Raw genomic sequence first — 20,145 nt, forward strand, 5'->3', positions numbered from 1 at the left:
GCGTTGTTCGTGGCTCCTGGTCAGGAAGTCATGGGTCACCGGGCCAGGAACGGCTGCGTCCCCGGTCGAATCGGAGTTGCGCCGGTGTCGCCGGGCCTGACGGGATGGTTGGACCGCCGCAGCGGGACACCGGTCGCCTGCGGTTGGGTCTCAGCGCGACGCGAGGGCCGGTCGTCGATGCTCCACCAGTCACCGCCCGCGTCGAGCGGAGGACACGGCGGACGACCGGTGGTCATGGCGTGTCCTCGGCTGACCGTCGGCAGGGCGGCCACCACATCGTCCCCGTGCTTCCCCACCGGCCGGCCTCTCTACGATGCAAGCCGAACACACTGTTCGACAAGGTGGCGGCGCGTTGCCTGCCGTTGATGTGGTGGGCGCCCGACCCCGAAACGCGAGAAGCGCCGACAAGGCGGAAGGGGGTGCTCGGTGAGCACCCCCTGGTGATGCCGAAGGTACCGCCGCAGAGCGAGCGAGCCGTCGCGGCGGGTGTGTCCGGGGAGATCAGCGGGCCACGGGGAAGAAGACACCCTCACTCGGGAGGCACCCTGCCGCGAGCAGCAGGTTCGTCAACCGGCCACCGACGTCGGCCAGCCGCTGAATGCCATCGGCTCCCAGCGTGCGCCACGGCGCGGCGCCCGACCGATCGGTGCCTTCCTCCAACTGGGCCCGAAGCGCGCTGCCTTCCTTGGTGAGCCCGCCGGCTGCGTCCAGTACACCGCGTTCACGTAGCTCGTCGACCGCGGTGTCCCACTGCTCTTCCGACCAGCCGCGATGGGACTGCGCGAAGGAGGGCAGGAAGCCGCGTCCGGTCGCGGCATTGCTGACCAACGCCTGCAATCCGCTCAAGCCGGCGTTGAGCAGCGTGGCCATGTGACCGTCACCGCGGTGTTCGCGCAGGATGTTCAACCCGTGCCAGAGCACCAGGTGGGGTGCCGTAGGCCAGTCGAGCTCCTGATGGGATCCGGCCAGGGGGCGGCCCTCGGTGGCGGCGGACGACGCGGCCCGCCGTGCCAACTCCGCAGCCTCGGCGACCTCCGGTGAGGTGATCACCTCGGCGCCGAGCATCCGGTTCAGCGCTCGGTCCGCCGCGACGAAGCGGGCCTCGACCAGCGTCGCCGGGGTCGCCAGCGACCAGGCCTTGGGGATGTGCCGGCGTACCCGCTCCGGATTGAAGGTGTAGAACACCGCATGGACCACGGAGGCCGACACCGCGCCCATGGGTGCAGCCCGGCCCCCCAGGTAGCACATAACACCGGCCTCGAGCCCGGCCGCCGTCAGCTCTTCCTCGGTCTCCGGCGCAAAATACGCCATTGCCGGGATCGTCTGGAGCACACGTGCCACATTGCCGATCTGGGTTTTATCCATGAGTCGAATATTACTCTGCACCGACACGGACACAGGTCCGAATTCGGACTTCTCCGGTGAACGCCGAGCAATGGCTCGGGCAATCAGTCTCCGGTGCCGAAACGGAAGACCTCGAAGCACACCGCGAACTTACAACCAAGATGCGTGCCCGATCGCCGCGCAAGGAATTCCAGGTATTCCTCCGGGTCGAAGTTCTCCCGGCCAAGTCCCTTGATATAGGCCTCGTGAGCGCGCAGCGAAGCGACGCCTTGCGGGAGTGAGTCCGTGACGTCGACGCCGTGCCCGGACAGCGGCGAGTTGGCGACCCACACCTGCCGTACTCCACCCCATGGCTGCAAACCCTCTTCCAGCAGCTCGGTGAAGACCCAGCGGTTGGCGGCGTCGCGAACCCCGTCCAGGATCGCCCGCCCCGCGGCTATGTGGTCGGCGTGGTTGAGCGGCGGCTCGTCCAGACCAAGCTGCTCGGCGTCAAACGTGTCCCGAAGGTTGTTGGTCACCACGATGTGCGGACGCCGGCGACGAATGGCCCGCGCAACGGCCCGCCGCAGCGGTAGGCCGTATTCAATGACGCCGTCCGGGAAGTCCAGGAACTCGACCGTGTCCACGCCGACGGCTGCGGCAGACGCGCGCTGTTCGTCCTGCCGGACTTTTCGCGCGTCATCGGGGTTCATACCGTCGATGCCCGCCTCCCCGCTGGTCAGCAGACAGTAGGTGAAATTCTTTCCCTGGCCGGTCCACCGGGCTATCGCGGAGGACGCCCCGTATTCCAGATCGTCGGGATGCGCGACGATCGCCATGCCGGTCTGCCATTCCTCGGTGAGCGGTAGGAGCTTGTTGACCGACTCCGTCATGTTCGCTTCCTCTCGTCTCATGCGATGAGATCGCGACGGTCACGCGCGGTGCTCGACGTGATTCCGCAGTCGTTTGGCCACCGTGTGCCAGGTCTCGCTGTACATCTCCGCGAGATCGGCTATGAGTTCAAGGCAGTGCTGCGGAGAATTCTCCAGCAACGCCTCGCACTGCTCTCGTTGGATCGCATGCGTATGTAACCACCGCAGCACATCCCGACCCACCTCGGAGGACTTGAAGGCCGGATCGTTTCTGAGCTTCTGCAGCACGGCGTGCAGGTCGTGCGCCGGCTGCTGCCGGTCCAGCGCCTGCGTACGCGCCAACTTGCCCAAGCTGCTGGTCCTGCCCGACCCGAGCGGTACCGGATCCTCTCCCCGCGCGACCCGTCGGCGGACATCGAGCACGGTTGCCGGAGAGATTCCCACCTCGTTCGCTATGTCCCGTAACGGCGCACAAGGCTCACGCGCCAGAAGTTGCGCCGCGCGCCTGCGGCGGTCCGCGCCGTCAGCGGGACGGCTGCGCCGGTCCGCGCCGACGCGGGCGTTCAACTGCGGATGTTCCGAGGTTGAACGCCGGACCTTGGCCACCGTCTTGTCGGAGAGGCCGGTCGACGCGGCGATCGAACGATCGGATCGCTCGGGGAACATCCCGATCAGCCTTGCCGCGGCTTCCTTGCGCTCCGCGAGTGACAGTGGCAGACCGTGTGCCTTGTTGGCTTCGACCGCCAACAGGAATGCGGCTTCGTCGCTGCCGCTGAAGAAGTGAGCGCGGATCGTCCGCTCCCCGCGGAGGCATGCCGCCCGTGCCCGGTGCAGACCGTCGATGACCGTCATCGTCTGCCGGTGGATCGTGATCGGCGGAAGCAGGGAAGCCGGGATTTCGGCAAGCGACCTCGTATGCTCCACGTTTTCCCCGGAAAAGCGCGGCGAGAGGTCAAACGTGAGATCTCGCAGCTCGACGACCTCTGCGACAGACCGATCGTCACCGTCCAGTGAGCCACGGCTTTCCCTAACGCACCACTCCACTGAAGCACTTCGAGCACTCTGCATCGGACGCCCCCGTGTCCTCTTCTTTGTGAGTCCTGGTCAAGGGAGTTATGGCCGCCGGAGTCCGCATGTCCTCGCGGTTGCGCGACGGCGATGGCGCGGCGGCACACGCGATACCGGCAAGCGGTCGCGGTACAACACTGCGGGCCGGTCGCGTCACCCGCGACCGGCCCGCAAAGCAAGAGAATGTCGGACAACAGAGTACGTCAGTGGATACCCCGTTGGCCCGCCAACGGGCGCCGCCGGCCGCCCATTCAATTCCTTCGCATTCACGTGGCTGGGAATGGTGCCCCAGAGATACAAGCAAGTCTCCGTGCTCCTTCCCCGGTTTCATGGACAAGACCATCGGGCTCCACCGACTCCCATGATTCCCATGGGGGGGCCGCCCGCCGATGGGCAGGTCCGATGAGTGATCCGGTGGATTTGTGCTCTCCCGAGGTCTCCGAGTACCGACTTCCCCATGGAGGGCTCCCAGTCGCCTGGTCCGTTCGGCTTCCTGCGGCTCGCTGATTGGCCGCCGAACGACTCAGGCACAGGTTGCCATAGCTTGCGGCTCGATCGCCACATGTAGGTAGCAGCAAACCACCCCCGATTACCGGCCATTTCAATTGGCTGAATCTTGCGGGATGCCGGCGCCGGTCTGCCCGCAAGGCGGCGGCCGAAGGGGGAGAGTTGCCATCGCCTGACGGCGGAGACCGTAGAGTGACGCGGTGGGCAACACCTTCTACGGCGGTGGCGACGGCCTCTACTTGACCAACGGCGGCACGGCGGCATTCGTGGAGGTCCTGATGCTGGCAGTGACCGATCTCGTGGAGGAACCATGGGACTACCGCTTCGCCGCCCTCCTCGCGCTACAGGACCAGAACGTCATGGGGCGGGGAGCGGTCGGCTTCGACTTGGAGGACATCGACTGGGGCGGGTCACCCGAAGAGCGGGCGCGGAACAAGGACTTCGTCCTCCGCGTCACCGACCTGGCCCTGAACCGGCACCGGTGGGACGAGCTGGACTACGTCCCGGCTTTCGCCGCGGACTACCTACGTCGCTTCCGCGCCATCGTGGCCGCGTACAACCTGCCCTCCCGCGACGACGAGTCGCCCGTGGCCTTCCCCGGCCCCGAGGAAGCAGCGACGGCCTCGTGCGCACGCCACCGCGTCCTCAGTGCCCTGCCGCACTGGGAGGGGTGCGTGTTCTGCACGGCACGGGAGTGACGACACCACCGCGCAAGGAAGCAGGTCGTCCACGGCGCCCATGAGCGCGCACAGCATGTGGCCGCGTACCTCGTCGTCGCCGACAGCCGGCAGGTGCTCCTCCGCATACTCAGTCTGGTAGAGCTGGATGTCGGAGGTCACCCAGTGCCCCGGAACATTGAGCTCCCATGGTTCCGCTCGCCGGATCGGAGGGCCTGGAGCTCGTCCGTAAGGGCCATGAGACGGTCCTGGTCGACATAGGGAACCACGTAGCCCAAAGACTCGGCCTTGGCCCGGAAATCATCCGGGAGTACGGCATGGTGCCTGGAAACGTAGAACCAGAGATCACCGCGCCAGACCCACTCCCCGTCTGTGAACAACGACGCACCGCCCACGATGTTTTCGCCCGACCCGAGCAGGTCGTCGACGACGCCCATGGAGGCGAAGAGCATCTGCCCACTGCGGAGGTAAGCGGCGATTTCACTCTCGTCCGGCTGCGGCGCACCCGCCACGAACGAGCGGATGCTGCCGGTGGCCTCCGGGCTCGACGGCCAAAGCTCGCTGTAGAAGCCGAGGACCTTCAATTCAGGTCGCATGGAACCAGCTCACCGGCCGGCCACCGTCGTCTGACGCGCGGCCGGGGCCGCCCCCGGACTGCCATCGATGCCGAGCACGGCCAGGATCTCCTCGAGGCTGTGTTTGGCGTCACCGAAGAGCATGCTGCTGTTCTCGCGGAAGAAGAGTGGGTTCTGGACACCCGCGTAGCCGGAGGCCATGGAGCGTTTGAAGACGATGACCTGCTCCGCCTCCCAGACACGCAGCACCGGCATGCCGGCGATCGGGCTGGTCGGGTCCTCGGTCGCGGCCGGGTTGACGGTGTCGTTCGCGCCGATGACCAGCACGACGGAGGTGTCGGCGAAGTCGTCGTTGATCTCGTCCATCTCCAGGACGATGTCGTACGGCACCTTCGCCTCGGCCAGCAGCACGTTCATGTGCCCGGGCAGGCGCCCGGCGACGGGATGGACGCCGAAGCGGACCTCGACGCCCCGGTCGCGCAGCCGGCGCGTCAACTCGGCGACGGGATGCTGGGCCTGGGCGACGGCCATGCCGTAACCGGGGGTGATGATCACCGAGCGGGCCTGCGCGAGCATCTCGGCCGCCTCCGCGGCCCGCACCTCGCGGTGCTCGCCCTGCTCCTCCTCGCGGCCGGACGGCGCCTCGATACCGAAACCGCCCGCGATGACGGAGATGAAGGAGCGGTTCATCGCCTTGCACATGATGTAGGACAGGTAGGCGCCGGAGGAGCCCACCAGCGCGCCCGTGACGATGAGCAGGTTGTTGTCGAGCAGGAATCCGGCCGCGGCCGCTGCCCAGCCCGAGTAGCTGTTCAGCATGGAGACGACGACCGGCATGTCGCCGCCGCCGATCGATGCGACCAGGTGCCAGCCGAGGGCCAGTGCCAGCGCGGTGACCGCGATCATCAGCGGCAGGTTCGGGCTCATCGTGAACCAGACGGTCAGCGCGACGAAGGCGCCGAGCGCGCCGAGGTTCAGCGCGTTCTTGCCCGGCAGCGTCAGCGGACGGGACTTGATGCGCGCCGAGAGCTTCAGGAACGCGACGATCGAGCCCGTGAAGGTGACCGCTCCGATGAAGATGCCGATGAACTCCTCGGCATGGTGGATGCCCAGCAGGTCGGCGCCGATCCGGGTCTGCGCCGCGCCGTGCGCCTCCACCTCCAGGTAGCTGCTCCAGCCCACCAGCACCGCGGCAAGGCCGACGAAGCTGTGCAGCACCGCGATCAGTTCCGGCATCTGCGTCATCTCGACGCGGCGGGCCCGCCACAGGCCGATCGCCGCGCCGAGCGCCATGGCCAGCACGATCAGGGCCACCGCCCCGGCGGTGATGCTCTGCGCCGCCACGACGATGGTGGCGACCAGTGCGAGGGCCATGCCCGCGATGCCGTAGACGACACCGGCGCGGGCGGTGCGGTGCTGGGACAGGCCGGCCAGGCTGAGGATGAACAACAGGGCGGCGACCAGGTCGGCAGCGTGAGAGGCCGTCAGGGAGGTCATCTGGGCTCAGCCTTTCGAGAACATGGACAGCATGCGGCGGGTGACGGAGAAACCTCCGAAGATGTTGACGCTCGTCAGCAGGATCGCCACGAAGGACAGCGCGGTGACGATCCGGCTCTCGTGCCCGATCTGCAGCAGGGCGCCGATCACGACGATCCCGGAGATCGCGTTGGTCACCGACATCAGCGGGGTGTGCAGCGCGTGGTGCACCTTGCCGATGACGTAGTAGCCGATCACCACCGCCAGGGAGAACACGGTGAAGTTTCCCGCGAGTTGAGTGGGTGCGAAGGCAACCAGCAGGAACATGGCGAGCATGCCGAGCCCGATCAGGCCGAAGCGTCGCACCGGCGTCAGCTTCCGTCGCTTCGGCTCGGGCTCGGGCTCGACAACCGTGGTCTCGGGTTGCGCGGCGGGCGCGGCCGAGACGGCCACGGGCGGGGGCGGCCAGGTGACGTCGCCGTCCCGCACCACCGTCACGGCCCGCTGCACGACATCGTCGAAGTCGATCGCCAGCCGCCCGTCCTTGCCGGGGGTGAGCAGTTTCAGCAGGTTCACCAGGTTGGTGCCGAACAGCTGCGAGGCCTGGGCGGGCAGCCGGGAGGCCAAGTCGGTGTAGCCGATGATGGTGACCCCGTTGTCGGTGACCACCGCACGTCCCGGCACGGTGCCCTCGACGTTGCCCCCCTGGGCGGCGGCCATGTCGACGATGACGCTGCCCGGCTTCATGACGGCCACGTCCTCGGCGGACAGCAGACGCGGCGCCGGCCGGCCCGGGATCAGCGCGGTGGTGATCACGATGTCCACGTCCGCGGCCTGCTCGTGGTAGAGCTCGGCGGCGGCACGGTCGTAGTCGGCCGAGGTCGCCTTGGCATAGCCGTCGGTGCTCGTCTCCTGGGCGGCGTTCACCGGGAGGTATTCGGCGCCCAGCGACTTCACCTGATCCGCGACCTCGGGCCGCGGGTCGGTGGCCCGCACGATCGCACCGAGGCTGGAGGCGGCGCCGATCGCCGCCAGACCGGCCACGCCCGCGCCGGCGACCAGCACCTTGGCCGGCGGCACCTTGCCCGCCGCTGTGACCTGGCCGGTGAAGAACCGGCCGAAGACGTGCGCGGCCTCGATGACCGCCCGGTAGCCGGCGATGTTCGCCATGGACGACAGCACGTCCATCGACTGTGCGCGCGAGATGCGCGGCACCGCGTCCAGCGCCAGAGCGGTCATCCCGGCATCGGCGAGTGACTGAATCAGCTCGGGCCTTTGTCCCGGCGCGAGCAGGGCGACCACGGTCGCACCCTGTCGGAGCCGGGTGATCTCCGCGTCGGAGGGCGAGTTCACCTTCAGGACGACATCCGCGTCCCAGGCCTCGCCGATCTCGGCGCCGGTGTCGAGGTAGGCCTGGTCACTGAAGCCGGACACCGCGCCGGCCTCGGACTCCACCACGACCTTGTAACCGAGACCCAACAGCTGACGTACCGTCGCCGGCGTCGCCGCGACGCGTGTCTCGCCGGAGACGGATTCGGCCACCACGCCGATGCGCTGAGGGGGGTGGTGCACAGGTTCTTGTGCAGACATATCTCGTGTTCTCTCCTGGGAGGAGGGTTTGACGGGCTATCCGCGATCAAAGGCGGCGTCCACAGGGCTCGTCCTCGTGGACACCGGCCGTGGGAACCTACCCGTCAGGGCCGTCCGTGCCTACGGGCGTGGCCGTGGTGTGTTTCACTCCGCGGTCGCTGCACCGCCGTCCGGGCGATCCTGGGCCGGGAGGGGCGCCGCGCAGGGGAGTTCGCCCGTCCTGGCACTGTCGCGGCTCAAGGTCCGGGCCATATCCGGGCCATGTCCGGGCCATGTTCGGGTCAGCGCATCACTACCCCCTCCCGCCCCATTGTGTTGCGCCTTGCGCGCCTTTACTGTTCGACTTTGCCTGAGTCTGTTTGATACTGATCGCTCAGGCGGTATGGAGGCCGCAGTGCGGAGTAATCGGATCGGTTCAGAAGCTGCGAGACCCGGTCGCCGTCGGTGGTGGAGGGCAGCCCTCGCGACGGCCGCGACCATCGCCCTGGCCGCGGGCATGACCGCGCCCGCCGTGGCGCAGGACGCCGGCGGGCAGGCACCCGCCGCCGCGTCTGCCGCCAGTCCGCGGGCGCACACGGTGAGTCTCGACGGCTACTCGTTCCTCGTCGACGGCAAGCGCACCTACCTGTGGTCCGGCGAGTTCCACTACTTCCGGCTCCCGAGTCCGGATCTGTGGCGCGACATCTTCCAGAAGATGAAGGCCGCCGGGTTCAACTCCACCTCGCTGTACTTCGACTGGGGATACCACTCGCCGAAGCCGGGTGTGTACGACTTCGGCGGGGTGCGTGACGTCGACAAGCTTCTCGACATGGCCCAGGAGGCCGGGCTCTACGTCATCGCGCGCCCGGCGCCGTACATCAACGCGGAGGTCGACAGCGGCGGCCTGCCCGGCTGGCTGACGACCAAGGCCGGGCACAACCGCAGTGACGACCCGCAGTTCCTGAAGTACGCCGATGAGTGGCTGACCCAGATCGACCGGATCCTCGCCCGCCACCAGCTGACGAACGGCACCGGGTCCGTCATCGCCTACCAGGTCGAGAACGAGTACTACAACGGCTCGGCCGCCGGCCGCTCCTACATGAAGCACCTGGAGGACAAGGCCCGCGCCGACGGCATCACGGTACCGCTGACCGGTAACAACAACGGCACCTTCAACTCCGGTACCGGCGCCCTGGACGTCGACGGACCGGACGCCTACCCGCAGGGCTTCAACTGCTCGAACCCCTCGAAGTGGAACGGCGTACCCGACATCAGCTATGACCACCCGGCCGGCAGGCCGCTGTACGCACCGGAGTTCCAGGGCGGCGCCTTCGACCCGTGGGGCGGGCCGGGCTACGACAAGTGCGCCCAGCTGATCAACGACCGGTTCGCCAACGTGTTCTACAAGCAGAACATAGCCGTCGGCGCCACCGCGCAGAGCTTCTACATGACCTACGGCGGCACCAACTGGGGCTGGCTGGGCATGCCGGAGAACTACACGTCCTACGACTACGGGGCCGCGATCCGCGAGAACCGCCGGCTCGATCCGAAGTACTACGAGGACAAGCTGATCGGGTACTTCACGCAGTCGGTCGCCCCGCTGACCAAGACCGAGGCGATCAGGGCCACGCCGCCGGACGACTCATCGGTCGTCGACACCGCCCGGATGAACCCCGACACCAAGACGCAGTTCCACGTCCTGCGACACGGGAACTCCACGTCCACGGCGGTCGACAAGACCCATATCTCGCTGGACTTCAACGCCCAGCCGTCCGCGGACACCACCTACACCTGGGACGACCCCGACTCCGCGCTGCAGTACACCGGTACGTGGTCGCACACGGCCGACCAGAGCTACACCGGCGGCGACTACAAGCACACCGAGTCGTTCTCCCACAAGGCGGGTGACTCGGTCACCGTTCCCTTCGACGGCACCGCGGTCCGCTGGATCGGCTCGAAGACCGACAACCACGGCTACGCCGACGTCTACCTCGACGGCACCAAGGCGGCGACGGTCGACGACTCCGGCGGCGAGAACCAGGCGGTGATCTTCCAGAAGACCGGTCTCACGCCCGGGGCGCACACACTGAAGATCGTCGTCAACGGGAACCACAGCTCCGGGTCCACGGACAACTACGTGTCCATCGACGCCGTCGACGTTCCGACGGCCGCCACCGCGACGCCGGCCTACCCGGTCGTGCCGCAGCAGCCGGGCACCGCGATCACCCTCGACGGGCGCGACTCCCACGTGATCGTGGCGAACTACCGGCTCGGGGACGCCCAGCTGCAGTACTCGACGTCGGAGATCATGACCCACGCGGCCATCGGCAACCGGGACGTCGCCGTGCTCTACGGCGACCCGGGCAGCGACGGCGAGACCGTTCTTCGCTACTCCTCCAAGCCCACCGTGACCACCAGCGGCGGCACGGTCACGACCACCTGGGACGCGACCACCGGTGACCTGCGACTGAACTACACGCACAAGGGCCTGATCCGCATCGGCATCAGCGGCGGCGGCAAGCGCCCGCTGCAGCTGCTCGTCGGCGACAAGGCCACGGCGGAGACCTTCTGGCGCCAGGACACGGCGACCGGCCCGGTACTCGTGCGCGGCACCCACCTGCTGCGGACGGCGACCAGCCTGGACGGCGGCCACACCATGGCGCTCACCGGCGACAACGCCGACGACAAGAACATCGAGGTGTTCACCTCCGCCGACCACCTCACCTGGAACGGCAGGACGTCGGACACCCGGGCCGACGGCACGGGAAGCCTCACCGGGAACATCCCGGTGGCCGCCCCGGTACACCTGCCGACGCTGACGAACTGGAAGCATGCCGAGGAGTCCCCCGAAGCGGCCCCCGGTTTCGACGACTCCAGCTGGCAGGTGGCCGACAAGACGACCACCAACAGCGTCTCCGGCATCAACGCGCTGCCCGTGCTCTACGCGGACGACTACGGCTTCCACACCGGCAACACGTGGTACCGCGGCCGCTTCCGCGCCACCGGCACGGAGACCGGCATCCACCTGGTCTCGGACTCCGGCGGCAAGGCGCAGGCGTTCTCCGCCTGGCTGAACGGCACCTTCCTGGGCAGCTCCACCACCGGCAGCGCGGACTTCACCTTCCCGGCCGGTTCGGTGAAGTCGAAGGGTGACAACGTCATCTCCGTGCTCACCGTGAACATGGGGCACGAGGAGGACTACGACTCGACCAACGGCAACAAGTCCGCGCGCGGCCTGACCAGCGCCTCCCTCGTCGGGGCCCCGCTGACCCCCGTCACCTGGCGGCTGCAGGGCGTACGGGGCGGCGAGGACCTGCAGGACACGGTGCGCGGCCCGCTCTCGACGGGCGGCCTGTACGGCGAGCGGGCCGGCTGGTCCCTGCCGGGCTACCCGGACGGCAACTGGAACCAGGTGTCCCTGCCGACGACCGACTCCCGTCCCGGAGTGTCCTGGTACCGCACCGACGTCAACCTCGACCTGCCGCACGGCCAGGACACCTCGCTCGGGCTGACGTTCGCCGACGACCCGGCACGCAAGTACCGTGCCACGATCTTCGTGAACGGCTGGCAGGTCGGCGACTACGTCAACTACCTCGGCCCGCAGCGCAGTTTCCCGGTCCCGGGCGGGATCCTGAACCCGAACGGTCACAACAGCATCGCCATCGCCGTGTGGAACCTGGACGGCAGCACCGGCGGACTCGGCAAGGTCTCGCTCACCAACTACGGCAGCTACGCCTCGTCCCTGCACGTGACGCAGAACGACAGCCCCCGCTACGACCACGGCAAGTACGCGATGCCGCAGCGTCCCGGAGCGGATGTCACCCTGGACGTGCCGAACACCGCTCAGTCAGCGCATGCCTTCACTGCCGAGACGACGATGCGGCTGCCGCAGGACCGGCCCTCCGCCTACCAGTTGAGGGCCTCGCTCTCCGCGCCCGACGGCTGGAGCGTGAGCGCCATGGGCCCCGTGTCGGTCAGGCGCCTGGCACCCGGCGGATCGGCCACCTTCACCTGGAAGGTCCAGCCGCCGGCCGGGAAGCTGCCTTCCGCCTCGGCGCTCACCGCCACGGTGCACTACCTGCAGAGCGGACGGCAGGCTGCCGGCAGTGACGAGCGCATCGTCGCCGGGATCCCGCCGGCTCCGCCGACCGGGAAGAGCGTTGTGAGCGACCTGCCGTTCTTGTCGTCCACCAACGGGTGGGGTCCGGTCGAGCGCGACAGCAGCGTCGGCGAACAGGCGGCCGGGGACGGCCGTCCGATCCGTATCGCCGACGTCGGTTACGCCAAGGGCCTGGGCACCAACTCGGTCAGTGACGTCGAGCTCTACCTCGCCGGAACGTGCTCGCGGTTGACGGCAAACGTCGGTGTCGACGACGAGACAGGTGGTGCGGGAACGGTGACGTTCTCCGTGATCGCCGATGGCAGGACCTTGGTGACCACGCCGACGATCCGCGGCAAGCAGGCTGCGCTGCCGATCGACGTCGACGTCAGCGGCGCCCAGGTGGTCGACCTGAAGGTCGGTGACGCCGGCGACGGCAACGGCAACGACCACGGCGACTGGGCGATGCCGACGCTGACGTGTGGCTAGATGTACGACTGGCGGACGCCTGTGGCAGTGGGTCCTGGATCTTCTGTCGCAGGCGTACGCTCCGGAGCCGTTCACCGCTTCTCCGAGGCGGAGGGCGGACCGTCGGGGCCGCTGACCAGCTACAGCTTGCCGCCGAAACGGCGCGCGGTGGGCTCGCCTCGCGCGCCCGGGTGCGCGCCGGTTGCCGCCACCAGCTCCCGGGCCGACGCTGGGTGACTTCACCAGGAGTCGTTCCGATGTGGAGGTTGCCTGTGCCCAGCGGTGTGGTGAAGTGGCTTGCCCGCGAGCGACGTTGGAGTGGCATCGCCCGGGTCGGCGGCGGTGATGCCGCCGCCCGGAGCTCTGCCGTCCGCGACGACGCGGAACGGGAACGCGCCGCCGGCGAGCGCGTGAGCTTCGACGCCAGGGACACCGCGGGCGACCGGGCCGAGACCACCGAGCGTCCGGGACCGGGATGCGGCGAGCCGGCCGAGAGCCCGGAAGCAGACCAGGGCGACCATGAACGGCTGGCGTGGCCGGTTCAGGCGGTCTTCGACGGTGACGCGGTGGACACCTGTCCGTGGTGCGTCCACATGCGAGAGGCCGACGCCGCAGAGCGGCGAACCCGAGCGAGGGCGTCGCGACACCAAGGCTCGTGATCTCCTCTCCTGCTCGGCGGTGACCGGGCGGCTACATACAGTTCTGTTTCGCCATGCTGATTGTGTACGACGATCTCGGGTACGCAGGTCAGTAGGAGATGAGACGGACATGACCGAGAAAGCGCGAGCGTCCTCCGCATCACCCTCAGCGACGGAGAAGCTGCTCCATCCCGTGGGGACGGTAACGGCGACGGTGAGCCATGTCCCGGGCGCGACCATGGTCAAAGACGCGTTCGACACCGTCCTGGACACGGTCGGTGTCGTCTCCCCGCGCTCACGGCGCGTTGCCGCGTACGCGGGTGTCGGGCTGCTGGGCGCGGCGGGTGTGGTCGAGTGGCCGGTGGCGGCTGCGAGCGCCGCGGCGATCTGGCTGACGCAGTCGCGCCCCACGCGTGCCGCCGAGACCGGTGCGCCGAAGACCGGTGCGTCGAAGACCGGGGCGCGTACGGCTGGTGCGACGCGTCGGGCCGCGTCGAGGTCTTCGGCCAAGGGTGGTGCGGCAGCCAAGCCGCGAACGGCGAAGAAGGCCGCGGCGGCCAAGACGACCAGGACGAAGAAGACCAAGGCCTCGTCGGCTTCGACGGCTGGTTGAGTTTCGACGGCTGGTTGAGTGAGGCGACCGTTCCGCGAGGGTGAGAGATGCTCCTGCGCTCTTTGAGTCGGCTTCCCGGCGCGGGGTTGGGCCTTGTGCTGGGTACTTCCGTGCAGATGGCTCTCAGGGGAATTCCGGCCGCTGATGCCGTTGTCCGGCTGGCGGCCGGGGCGGCAGACGCGAGCGTGCGTGCCACTGCTCGTGGCGCGGTGGCGGTGTCGGAGAGCGCGGTGCGGGTGGGGCGGGTCGGTCTGAATGCGATGGCTCCTGGCCAGGGGTACTGGCGTGCCGGATCCCGGGTGCAGCTCCCGTTGCGTCCGAGACCGGGTGCCACCGTGCGCAGTGTGGAGGCGGCCGCCAGACGGGTGGCTTCCGGCTTGGCCAAGCGTCCGGATGTGCTGGCCGCCTACTGGGACGGCGGGCTGGCCCGGCTGGTGGTGCAGATGAGTGAGGACGCCGTCGCCGACCGGGTGGTGGACCGGGCGACGGAGCTGGCCGGTCAACAGAGGCTGGAGCGGCCGGAGGAGGAGGTGCTGGAGCCCGCGCACCCCGGGCACACCGGGGGTATACGGTCCGGTGCGCTCGCTTTGGCGTGCGACGCGGTCGGGATCAGCACCGCGGTCGCCGCGCGGACCGTGCGCCTGAAGCACGCACCGCATCTGGTGACCGCCGGGGTCACGCTGTTGCGTGAGGACCCGCGGGTACGGGCGGTGCTGCGGCGCCGTCTGGGCCGCTCGGCCACCGATCTGGTACTGGCCGCCGCCAACGCGGCCGCCCATGCGATCGGGCAGTCGCCGACCGCCCTGGTGCTGGACGCCGCGCTGCGGGCCGGCCAGCTGGCGGAGGCGGTGGCCCGGGCCGCCGCGTTCGACGCCGCGCATGACAGTGTCTGCGCGCCGGAGCGGCTGAGCCTGGCCGGCCGCGAGGTCGCCCGCCCTGCGCTCCACCGCTACCCGGGCGAGGCGTACCGGGACCAGGCGGTCACCGGGGCCCTGCTCGGCGCGGCCGGAGCCCTCCTGTTCACTCGTGATGCCCACGAGGCCGCCGAGGCCCTGCTGGCCGGGAATCCGAGAGCCGTCCGCTACGGCCCGGCGGCTTTCGCCGCGACCTTGTGCACCGAGCTGGCCTGCGAGGGCGTACTCGTCCGCAAGCCGGACCGGCTCAGGCAGCTGGAGCTCGTCGACACGGTGGTCCTCCATCCCGAAGCGCTCCGGAGCACCCGGCGCACGGTCCTGGACGCCCACTCGAACGTGCCCGAATGGGACCACGACCGCCTGTGGCAGGCTGCGGCGGCCGCCTTGCGGCCCGACGAGGAGCCTGCGCTCGAACTGCGCCCGGTACCCGACGAGGGCGAGTCGGAGACGGGGTTGCTGATCGCCTCGGAGCAGGGCCGGGACATCGGTACCGTCCTGGTCGGCTGGGAGATCGACCCGCTGGCCGAGGCCGCGTTGGACGCGGCTCGCCGGGCCGGTCTGCACGTGGTGGTGCGGGACGACGGGTCGCTCGGCGACTTCGGGGCGCTCGCGGACCAACTCGTCGGCGTGGATGTTCCGTTGGCCGATGTGGTCACAGAGCTTCAGCGCGACGGCCGGGTGGTACTGACGGTGGCCCATGTGCCGTGCGCTCAGGCCGCGACGGAGCAGCAGCTGAATCCGGAGAGCCGGGACGTGCTGGCGGGCCTGCTGCGCAGCGATGTCGCCGTCTCGCTCACCGATGACCGCAGTGCGGTGGTGTGGGGGGCCGATGTGTTGCTGCTGCACGGGCTGGAGGGAGCATGGCGGCTGCTCGGGGCCATCCCCGCCGCGCGGACCGTCGGCGAGCACTCCAAGCTCTTCGCCGAGGCGGGCGCCGCGCTCGCCGGTCTGCTGGTGGTGACCCGGGGCGCTCGCTCGAAACGCATCACTCTCCCGTTGGGCTTCCGGCTCAGTCCGGTGAACGCCGCCGCTGCCGCCTCTCTGGTATCGGGCTGGCGCGCCGCGCTACAGGTGAGCGCCGGCCGTGCGCCGCACCCGGCGCCCCGGGTGCCGTGGCACGCACTCCAGCCGCAAGAGGCGCTGGCGCGACTGCGGGCCGGCGCCCGGGTCGCGGAGCCGAGCGCTCTTGTGAACCTCCGGGAGTCCGTGGACAAGGTCGCTCGGCTCCCGGTTCTCGCCCCAGCCCGCCTGACGGTCCGTCTGATCGGCGCTGTACGCGCCGAGTTGCACGACCCGCTCACGCCCCTGCTGCTCGTCGGCGCGACCGCGTCCGCCCTCCTGGGGGCGATGGTCGACGGGCTGCTGGTGGTCGGCGCGATGAGCGTGAACGCCTTGGTGGGAGGGGTCCAAAGGCTACGCGCGGAGCATGCGCTTGCCGGCCTCAAGGTGGGCCAGCGGCAGAAGGCCCGTCAAGTCGTCGACACAGACACGGGAAAGACCCGGTTCATGGAGGCGCGGCGGCTGACACCGGGCGAGATGATCGAGATCTACACCGGCGACGTCGTACCGGCCGACGGCCGGCTCGTCGAGGCCGAGGACCTGGAGGTGGACGAGTCCTCGCTCACCGGCGAATCCTTGCCGACCGGCAAGCAGGTGGACGCCACACCGCAGGCGCCGGTGGCGGACCGCCATTGCATGGTCTTCGAAGGCACCACCGTGGTCGCCGGGCATGGCCGGGCCGTCGTGGTGGGCACCGGAGACCAGACCGAGGCCGGCCGAGCGGCGCACCTTGCCTCACATGCTCAGCCGGCGCCCGGTGTCCAGGCCCGGCTGCAACAACTGACAGGCAAGATGCTTCCGTTCACGCTGGTGGGTGGCGCCACCGTGACCGGTCTGTCGCTGCTGCGCGGCCGGCCGGTACGTGAGGCGGTCCGGGGCGGGCTGGCCGTCGCGGTGGCCGCCGTTCCAGAGGGCCTGCCGCTCGTGGCGACCGTCGCGCAGCTGGCGGCGACCCGTCGGCTCGGCCGGATCGGGATCCTGGTCCGTACCCCGCGCGCCCTTGAAGCGCTCGGCCGCATGGACACCATCTGCTTCGACAAGACCGGCACCCTGACCGAGAACCGCCTGCACGTGGTCCGCGTCGCCACCGCGGACGGCACCGAACACCCGGCTGACGCCACCGAGGCGGCACCCCTGTTGCAAGCCGCCGGACTGACCTGCCGCACTCCCGACCACGAGGCGGGAATCCACGCCCACTCCACCGATGAGGCCATCCTCGCCGCGGCGCCGACCGGGTCGCCGTGGGCGCCCGTCGAGGTCCAGCCGTTCGAGGCCAGCCGAGGGTATGCCGCAGCCGTCGGAGCCGACGCGGACGACGTTCGCTCGCTGCTGGTGAAGGGTGCACCCGAGATCGTGCTGCCCGGTTGCGAGGGAGCCACCGACGAGCTTGCGCAGTCGCTGGCCGCCGACGGCCTGCGGGTGCTCGCGGTCGCCGGGCGCCCGCTGGGGGACACCGAAGAGCCCGCCGAGGCACTCGGCCGTTCTCTCGGAGACCTGGACCTCCTCGGCTACGTCGCCCTGGCCGACGCTCCTCGCCCCACCTCCGCGCCGCTGGTCTGCGATCTCCGCCGGGCCGGCGTACGACCTGTCATGCTCACCGGCGATCACCCGCAGACGGCTCGCGCGGTCGCCGTCCAGCTCGGCTGGCCCGAGGACGTGTCCGTGGTCACGGGCGACGAGCTCGCCGCCCAGGACCGCGCCGGCCGGGCCCACCTGCTGGGCGACTGCGACGTGGTGGCTCGCGTCGCGCCGGAGCAGAAGCTGCATGTGATCGAGGCGTTGCAGGCGGCCGGGCGAGTGGTCGCCATGGTCGGCGATGGAGCCAACGACGCCGCCGCCATTCGCGCCTCCGACATCGGAATCGGCATCGCGGTCCACGGCTCGACAGCTGCCCGCAACGCGGCGGACCTGGTGATCACCAGCGACGACCTGTCGGTGCTCGCAGCCGCCGTCGCCGAAGGCCGAGCGCTGTGGCGCAGCGTGGCGGATGCGATCAGCGTGCTGATCGGCGGCAACGCCGGTGAGATCGGCTTCTCGGTGCTCGGGACCCTGCTGTCCGGTGCCTCGCCGTTGTCCACCCGGCAGATCCTGCTGGTCAATCTGCTCACCGACATGTTCCCGGCGATGGCGGTCTCGGTCACCCCACGGGACGAGACCACCGAGGACAACCCGGATGACGAATCGGCGCTGGCGGACAGCATCCCCGTCGGCGTCGCGGCGCTCGGCGATCCGCTGACCCGCCAGATCCGTGAACGTGGCATCGTCACCACGCTCGGAGCGAGCACCGCCTGGCTGATCGGCACCATCACGCCCGGCTCCGCGCGGCGGACCAGCACGATGGCACTGTGCGGGGTGGTCGGAGCCCAGCTCACCCAGACCATGATCGGACGGCGGCACAGCCCGCTCGTCCTGGCGACAGTTCTCGGCTCGGCAGCGGTACTGGTCGGCCTGATCGAGACGCCGCTGGTCAGCCAGTTCTTCGGGTGCACGCCGCTCGGTCCGGTGGCCTGGGCCGGAGTGGCCGCCGCGATGGGCGTCGCCGTTCTGGGCCCGCGGCTGGTGCCGGGGATCGAGGAACTCGTCCAGCGCCTCTAGAGGTGCTGTCCGGAGAGATGTGCTGTCCGGACAGCTCGGTGACGGGACGGTGCGCTCGGCCGGTGCGTACGGTGCGTACCTTCGGCTGTGTCTCCGAGAATGGCCGGAGCCTCCGGGAATGGCCGGAACGCCCGGCTGGCGACCCCGGCGCCGTGCACACACACCAGGGTCATGTGTTGCATGAAGACTCACTCCGGCAGTTCCCGCCTCACCGCACCCGGCACACCGCCCGCTCCCGCATCAGCCCGATGACCTCGTCGACGTCGTCGTCGGGAGCGACGGTGACCAGGTCTTCACTGCACGCGCTCACAGCCGTGTGGTCGCCGACGTTGCCGCCTTCCGCCATGACGCGGATGACCAGATCCCGGTCGGTCACCACGCCACGCAGCCGTCCGTCGTTGACCACCAGCACATCGCCGACGTCCTCACGACGCATGAGCTGGGCGACGTCGATCACCGAGGTCAGCGGGGCCACCGTGACAAGGTCCGTCGTCATGATCTCGCGAACCTGCTGGGTCATGGGTTCCTCCCTCGACATCCGAGGACGCGAGTCGGTCTGGCATCCCGCTGCCCGAGTACCCGCGGCATCCGGCGCGCAACGCCGGAAGCGGCCACGCCGGGCCAGCGGCGCGCCGGCGGCCAGCCGCAGTGGCGGTATGCCGCGACCGCACCCATGGCCTGGAGGAGGAAGAGGAACACGCCGACGGCCTCGCCAGTCCGCTGGGGACCGGACCGAACCCGGCGGTCTTCCCCGATGGGTCAGCCGAGCACGAGGCTTCCGCGTGCTCAGGTCACTCGTCCGTCCGCCAATCCTGCGGCCCTCCGCCGAGCCACTCGATCAGACCGGGGTCGTCGACCGTCGTATCGGCCTCGGGCAGGCCCGCGCGGCGCAGAAACTCGACCACATCGAGCAGGTGATACGCGGTGCCGACGAACTGACCGCGGATCGTGACCCGCCTGCCGCCATCAGGGCCCGGCGGCTGCACATTCACGGGCGCGCCTTCCATAGCTTCTGGGTGCCCCTTGCTGAGCAGCTCATGCCGGCTCACGCCCAGCGAAAGCCGTCGGCGGCCGTGGGCGGAAGATCGCCGGCACGGACATGACATCGCGGTTCCGGAGACGGACCCGGCCGGCCTGCGAAGGCCCCGCTCACCCGGGGGTACTGGTACCAGTGGGGATGGCGAGTTCGCGGCCGCGATAGAAGCCTTCCCCCTCCTCCACAACGTACGGAGCCATGGCGGTACGCCGCTGCGCCTCGGACTCGGAGGCCCGCCAGGAGTCACATGCCTCCTTGGAGTCCCAGAACGACACCCCGGTGATCTCCTGTCCGTCCTCGGACCAGTACGCGAAGGCGCGTCGCATACCTTGCGGATGGCCGGCCGGCCGCCATGCCTTCTCGAAGTCCTCCAGAGTGCCCGGCCGGATGCGGCGAGTCGTCACCCAGACAAATTGCTCCTCCATCGCGGTCTCCTCCGCTACGGCGGTCCGGTCGTCGGCGCCACTTCGACCACCGTAGGTCCACAGCACGGATCACGCCTGCGCGGGAAAGGCCGAGGCCCCGGCGTGTCGATCTGGCCCATACGCAGCCTGCCGCGCGAGCCGCGGGCCAGGATGGCGAGCCCTTCAGCGGTCGGAACGTGCGGTTCGTGTCCATGATGGTGGTACAGGTGTGTTCTGCGTTCTGTGAGGAGG

General features: G+C 69.4%; 14 protein-coding genes. 5 read left to right on the forward strand and 9 right to left on the reverse strand.

Features of this window, described 5'->3' with window-relative positions; translation table 11 throughout:
- Positions 1-501: 501 nt before the first annotated feature.
- From AB5L52_RS08495 to AB5L52_RS08505, 3 genes are all read right to left on the reverse strand, one after another.
- A complete protein-coding gene (locus AB5L52_RS08495) occupies positions 502-1,365 on the reverse strand; it encodes a hypothetical protein (protein WP_369363179.1) in 864 nt (287 codons plus the stop codon).
- 83 nt (positions 1,366-1,448) lie between these two features.
- Positions 1,449-2,216, reverse strand: coding sequence for a PIG-L deacetylase family protein (locus AB5L52_RS08500; RefSeq protein WP_369363180.1), 768 nt, complete (start codon positions 2,214-2,216; stop codon positions 1,449-1,451).
- Positions 2,217-2,255: 39 nt separating this feature from the next.
- On the reverse strand, positions 2,256-3,047 hold the full coding sequence (locus tag AB5L52_RS08505; RefSeq protein WP_351024787.1) for a hypothetical protein: 792 nt from the start codon (positions 3,045-3,047) through the stop codon (positions 2,256-2,258).
- 923 nt (positions 3,048-3,970) lie between these two features.
- Between AB5L52_RS08505 and AB5L52_RS08510 the strand changes: the two genes are divergently transcribed.
- Positions 3,971-4,468 carry a hypothetical protein gene (locus AB5L52_RS08510; protein ID WP_351024785.1) on the forward strand — a complete coding sequence of 166 codons (498 nt, stop codon included), beginning with the start codon at positions 3,971-3,973 and terminating at the stop codon, positions 4,466-4,468.
- Positions 4,469-4,605: 137 nt separating this feature from the next.
- Here AB5L52_RS08510 and AB5L52_RS08515 read toward each other — a convergent pair whose 3' ends face one another.
- The 3 genes from AB5L52_RS08515 to AB5L52_RS08525 are packed head-to-tail and all read right to left on the reverse strand — an operon-like array spanning position 4,606 to position 8,088.
- Entirely contained in the window at positions 4,606-5,043 is a 438-nt protein-coding gene (locus AB5L52_RS08515; protein WP_351024782.1) for a hypothetical protein, read from the reverse strand.
- A gap of 9 nt (positions 5,044-5,052) precedes the next feature.
- Complete coding sequence (pntB, locus tag AB5L52_RS08520) at positions 5,053-6,519, reverse strand: Re/Si-specific NAD(P)(+) transhydrogenase subunit beta (RefSeq protein ID WP_351024780.1); 1,467 nt, start codon at positions 6,517-6,519, stop codon at positions 5,053-5,055.
- A gap of 6 nt (positions 6,520-6,525) precedes the next feature.
- Positions 6,526-8,088 carry a Re/Si-specific NAD(P)(+) transhydrogenase subunit alpha gene (locus AB5L52_RS08525; RefSeq protein ID WP_351024777.1) on the reverse strand — a complete coding sequence of 521 codons (1,563 nt, stop codon included), beginning with the start codon at positions 8,086-8,088 and terminating at the stop codon, positions 6,526-6,528.
- A gap of 394 nt (positions 8,089-8,482) precedes the next feature.
- Between AB5L52_RS08525 and AB5L52_RS08530 the strand changes: the two genes are divergently transcribed.
- From AB5L52_RS08530 to AB5L52_RS08545, 4 genes are all read left to right on the forward strand, one after another.
- Entirely contained in the window at positions 8,483-12,655 is a 4,173-nt protein-coding gene (locus AB5L52_RS08530; RefSeq protein ID WP_369363181.1) for a beta-galactosidase, read from the forward strand.
- A 236-nt stretch (positions 12,656-12,891) separates the two neighbouring features.
- Positions 12,892-13,293 (forward strand): hypothetical protein, encoded by a 402-nt coding sequence (locus AB5L52_RS08535; protein ID WP_369363182.1) that lies wholly within the window; start codon positions 12,892-12,894, stop codon positions 13,291-13,293.
- 172 nt (positions 13,294-13,465) lie between these two features.
- Positions 13,466-13,885 (forward strand): hypothetical protein, encoded by a 420-nt coding sequence (locus AB5L52_RS08540; protein WP_369363183.1) that lies wholly within the window; start codon positions 13,466-13,468, stop codon positions 13,883-13,885.
- 47 nt (positions 13,886-13,932) lie between these two features.
- The gene (locus AB5L52_RS08545) at positions 13,933-18,453 is read left to right on the forward strand and encodes a cation-translocating P-type ATPase (RefSeq protein ID WP_369363184.1); all 4,521 of its coding nucleotides are present in this window, start codon (positions 13,933-13,935) and stop codon (positions 18,451-18,453) included.
- Between the two features lie 208 nt (positions 18,454-18,661).
- Here AB5L52_RS08545 and AB5L52_RS08550 read toward each other — a convergent pair whose 3' ends face one another.
- The 3 genes from AB5L52_RS08550 to AB5L52_RS08560 form a co-directional block, all read right to left on the reverse strand.
- Complete coding sequence (locus AB5L52_RS08550; protein WP_351563328.1) at positions 18,662-18,973, reverse strand: CBS domain-containing protein; 312 nt, start codon at positions 18,971-18,973, stop codon at positions 18,662-18,664.
- 271 nt (positions 18,974-19,244) lie between these two features.
- Positions 19,245-19,460: a hypothetical protein gene (locus tag AB5L52_RS08555; RefSeq protein WP_351563326.1), complete on the reverse strand. Its 216-nt coding sequence runs from the start codon at positions 19,458-19,460 to the stop codon at positions 19,245-19,247.
- A gap of 142 nt (positions 19,461-19,602) precedes the next feature.
- Complete coding sequence (locus AB5L52_RS08560) at positions 19,603-19,914, reverse strand: hypothetical protein (protein WP_369363185.1); 312 nt, start codon at positions 19,912-19,914, stop codon at positions 19,603-19,605.
- Between the last annotated feature and the right edge of the window lie 231 nt (positions 19,915-20,145).

The organism is Streptomyces sp. CG4 (assembly GCF_041080655.1).
Taxonomy (GTDB): domain Bacteria; phylum Actinomycetota; class Actinomycetes; order Streptomycetales; family Streptomycetaceae; genus Streptomyces.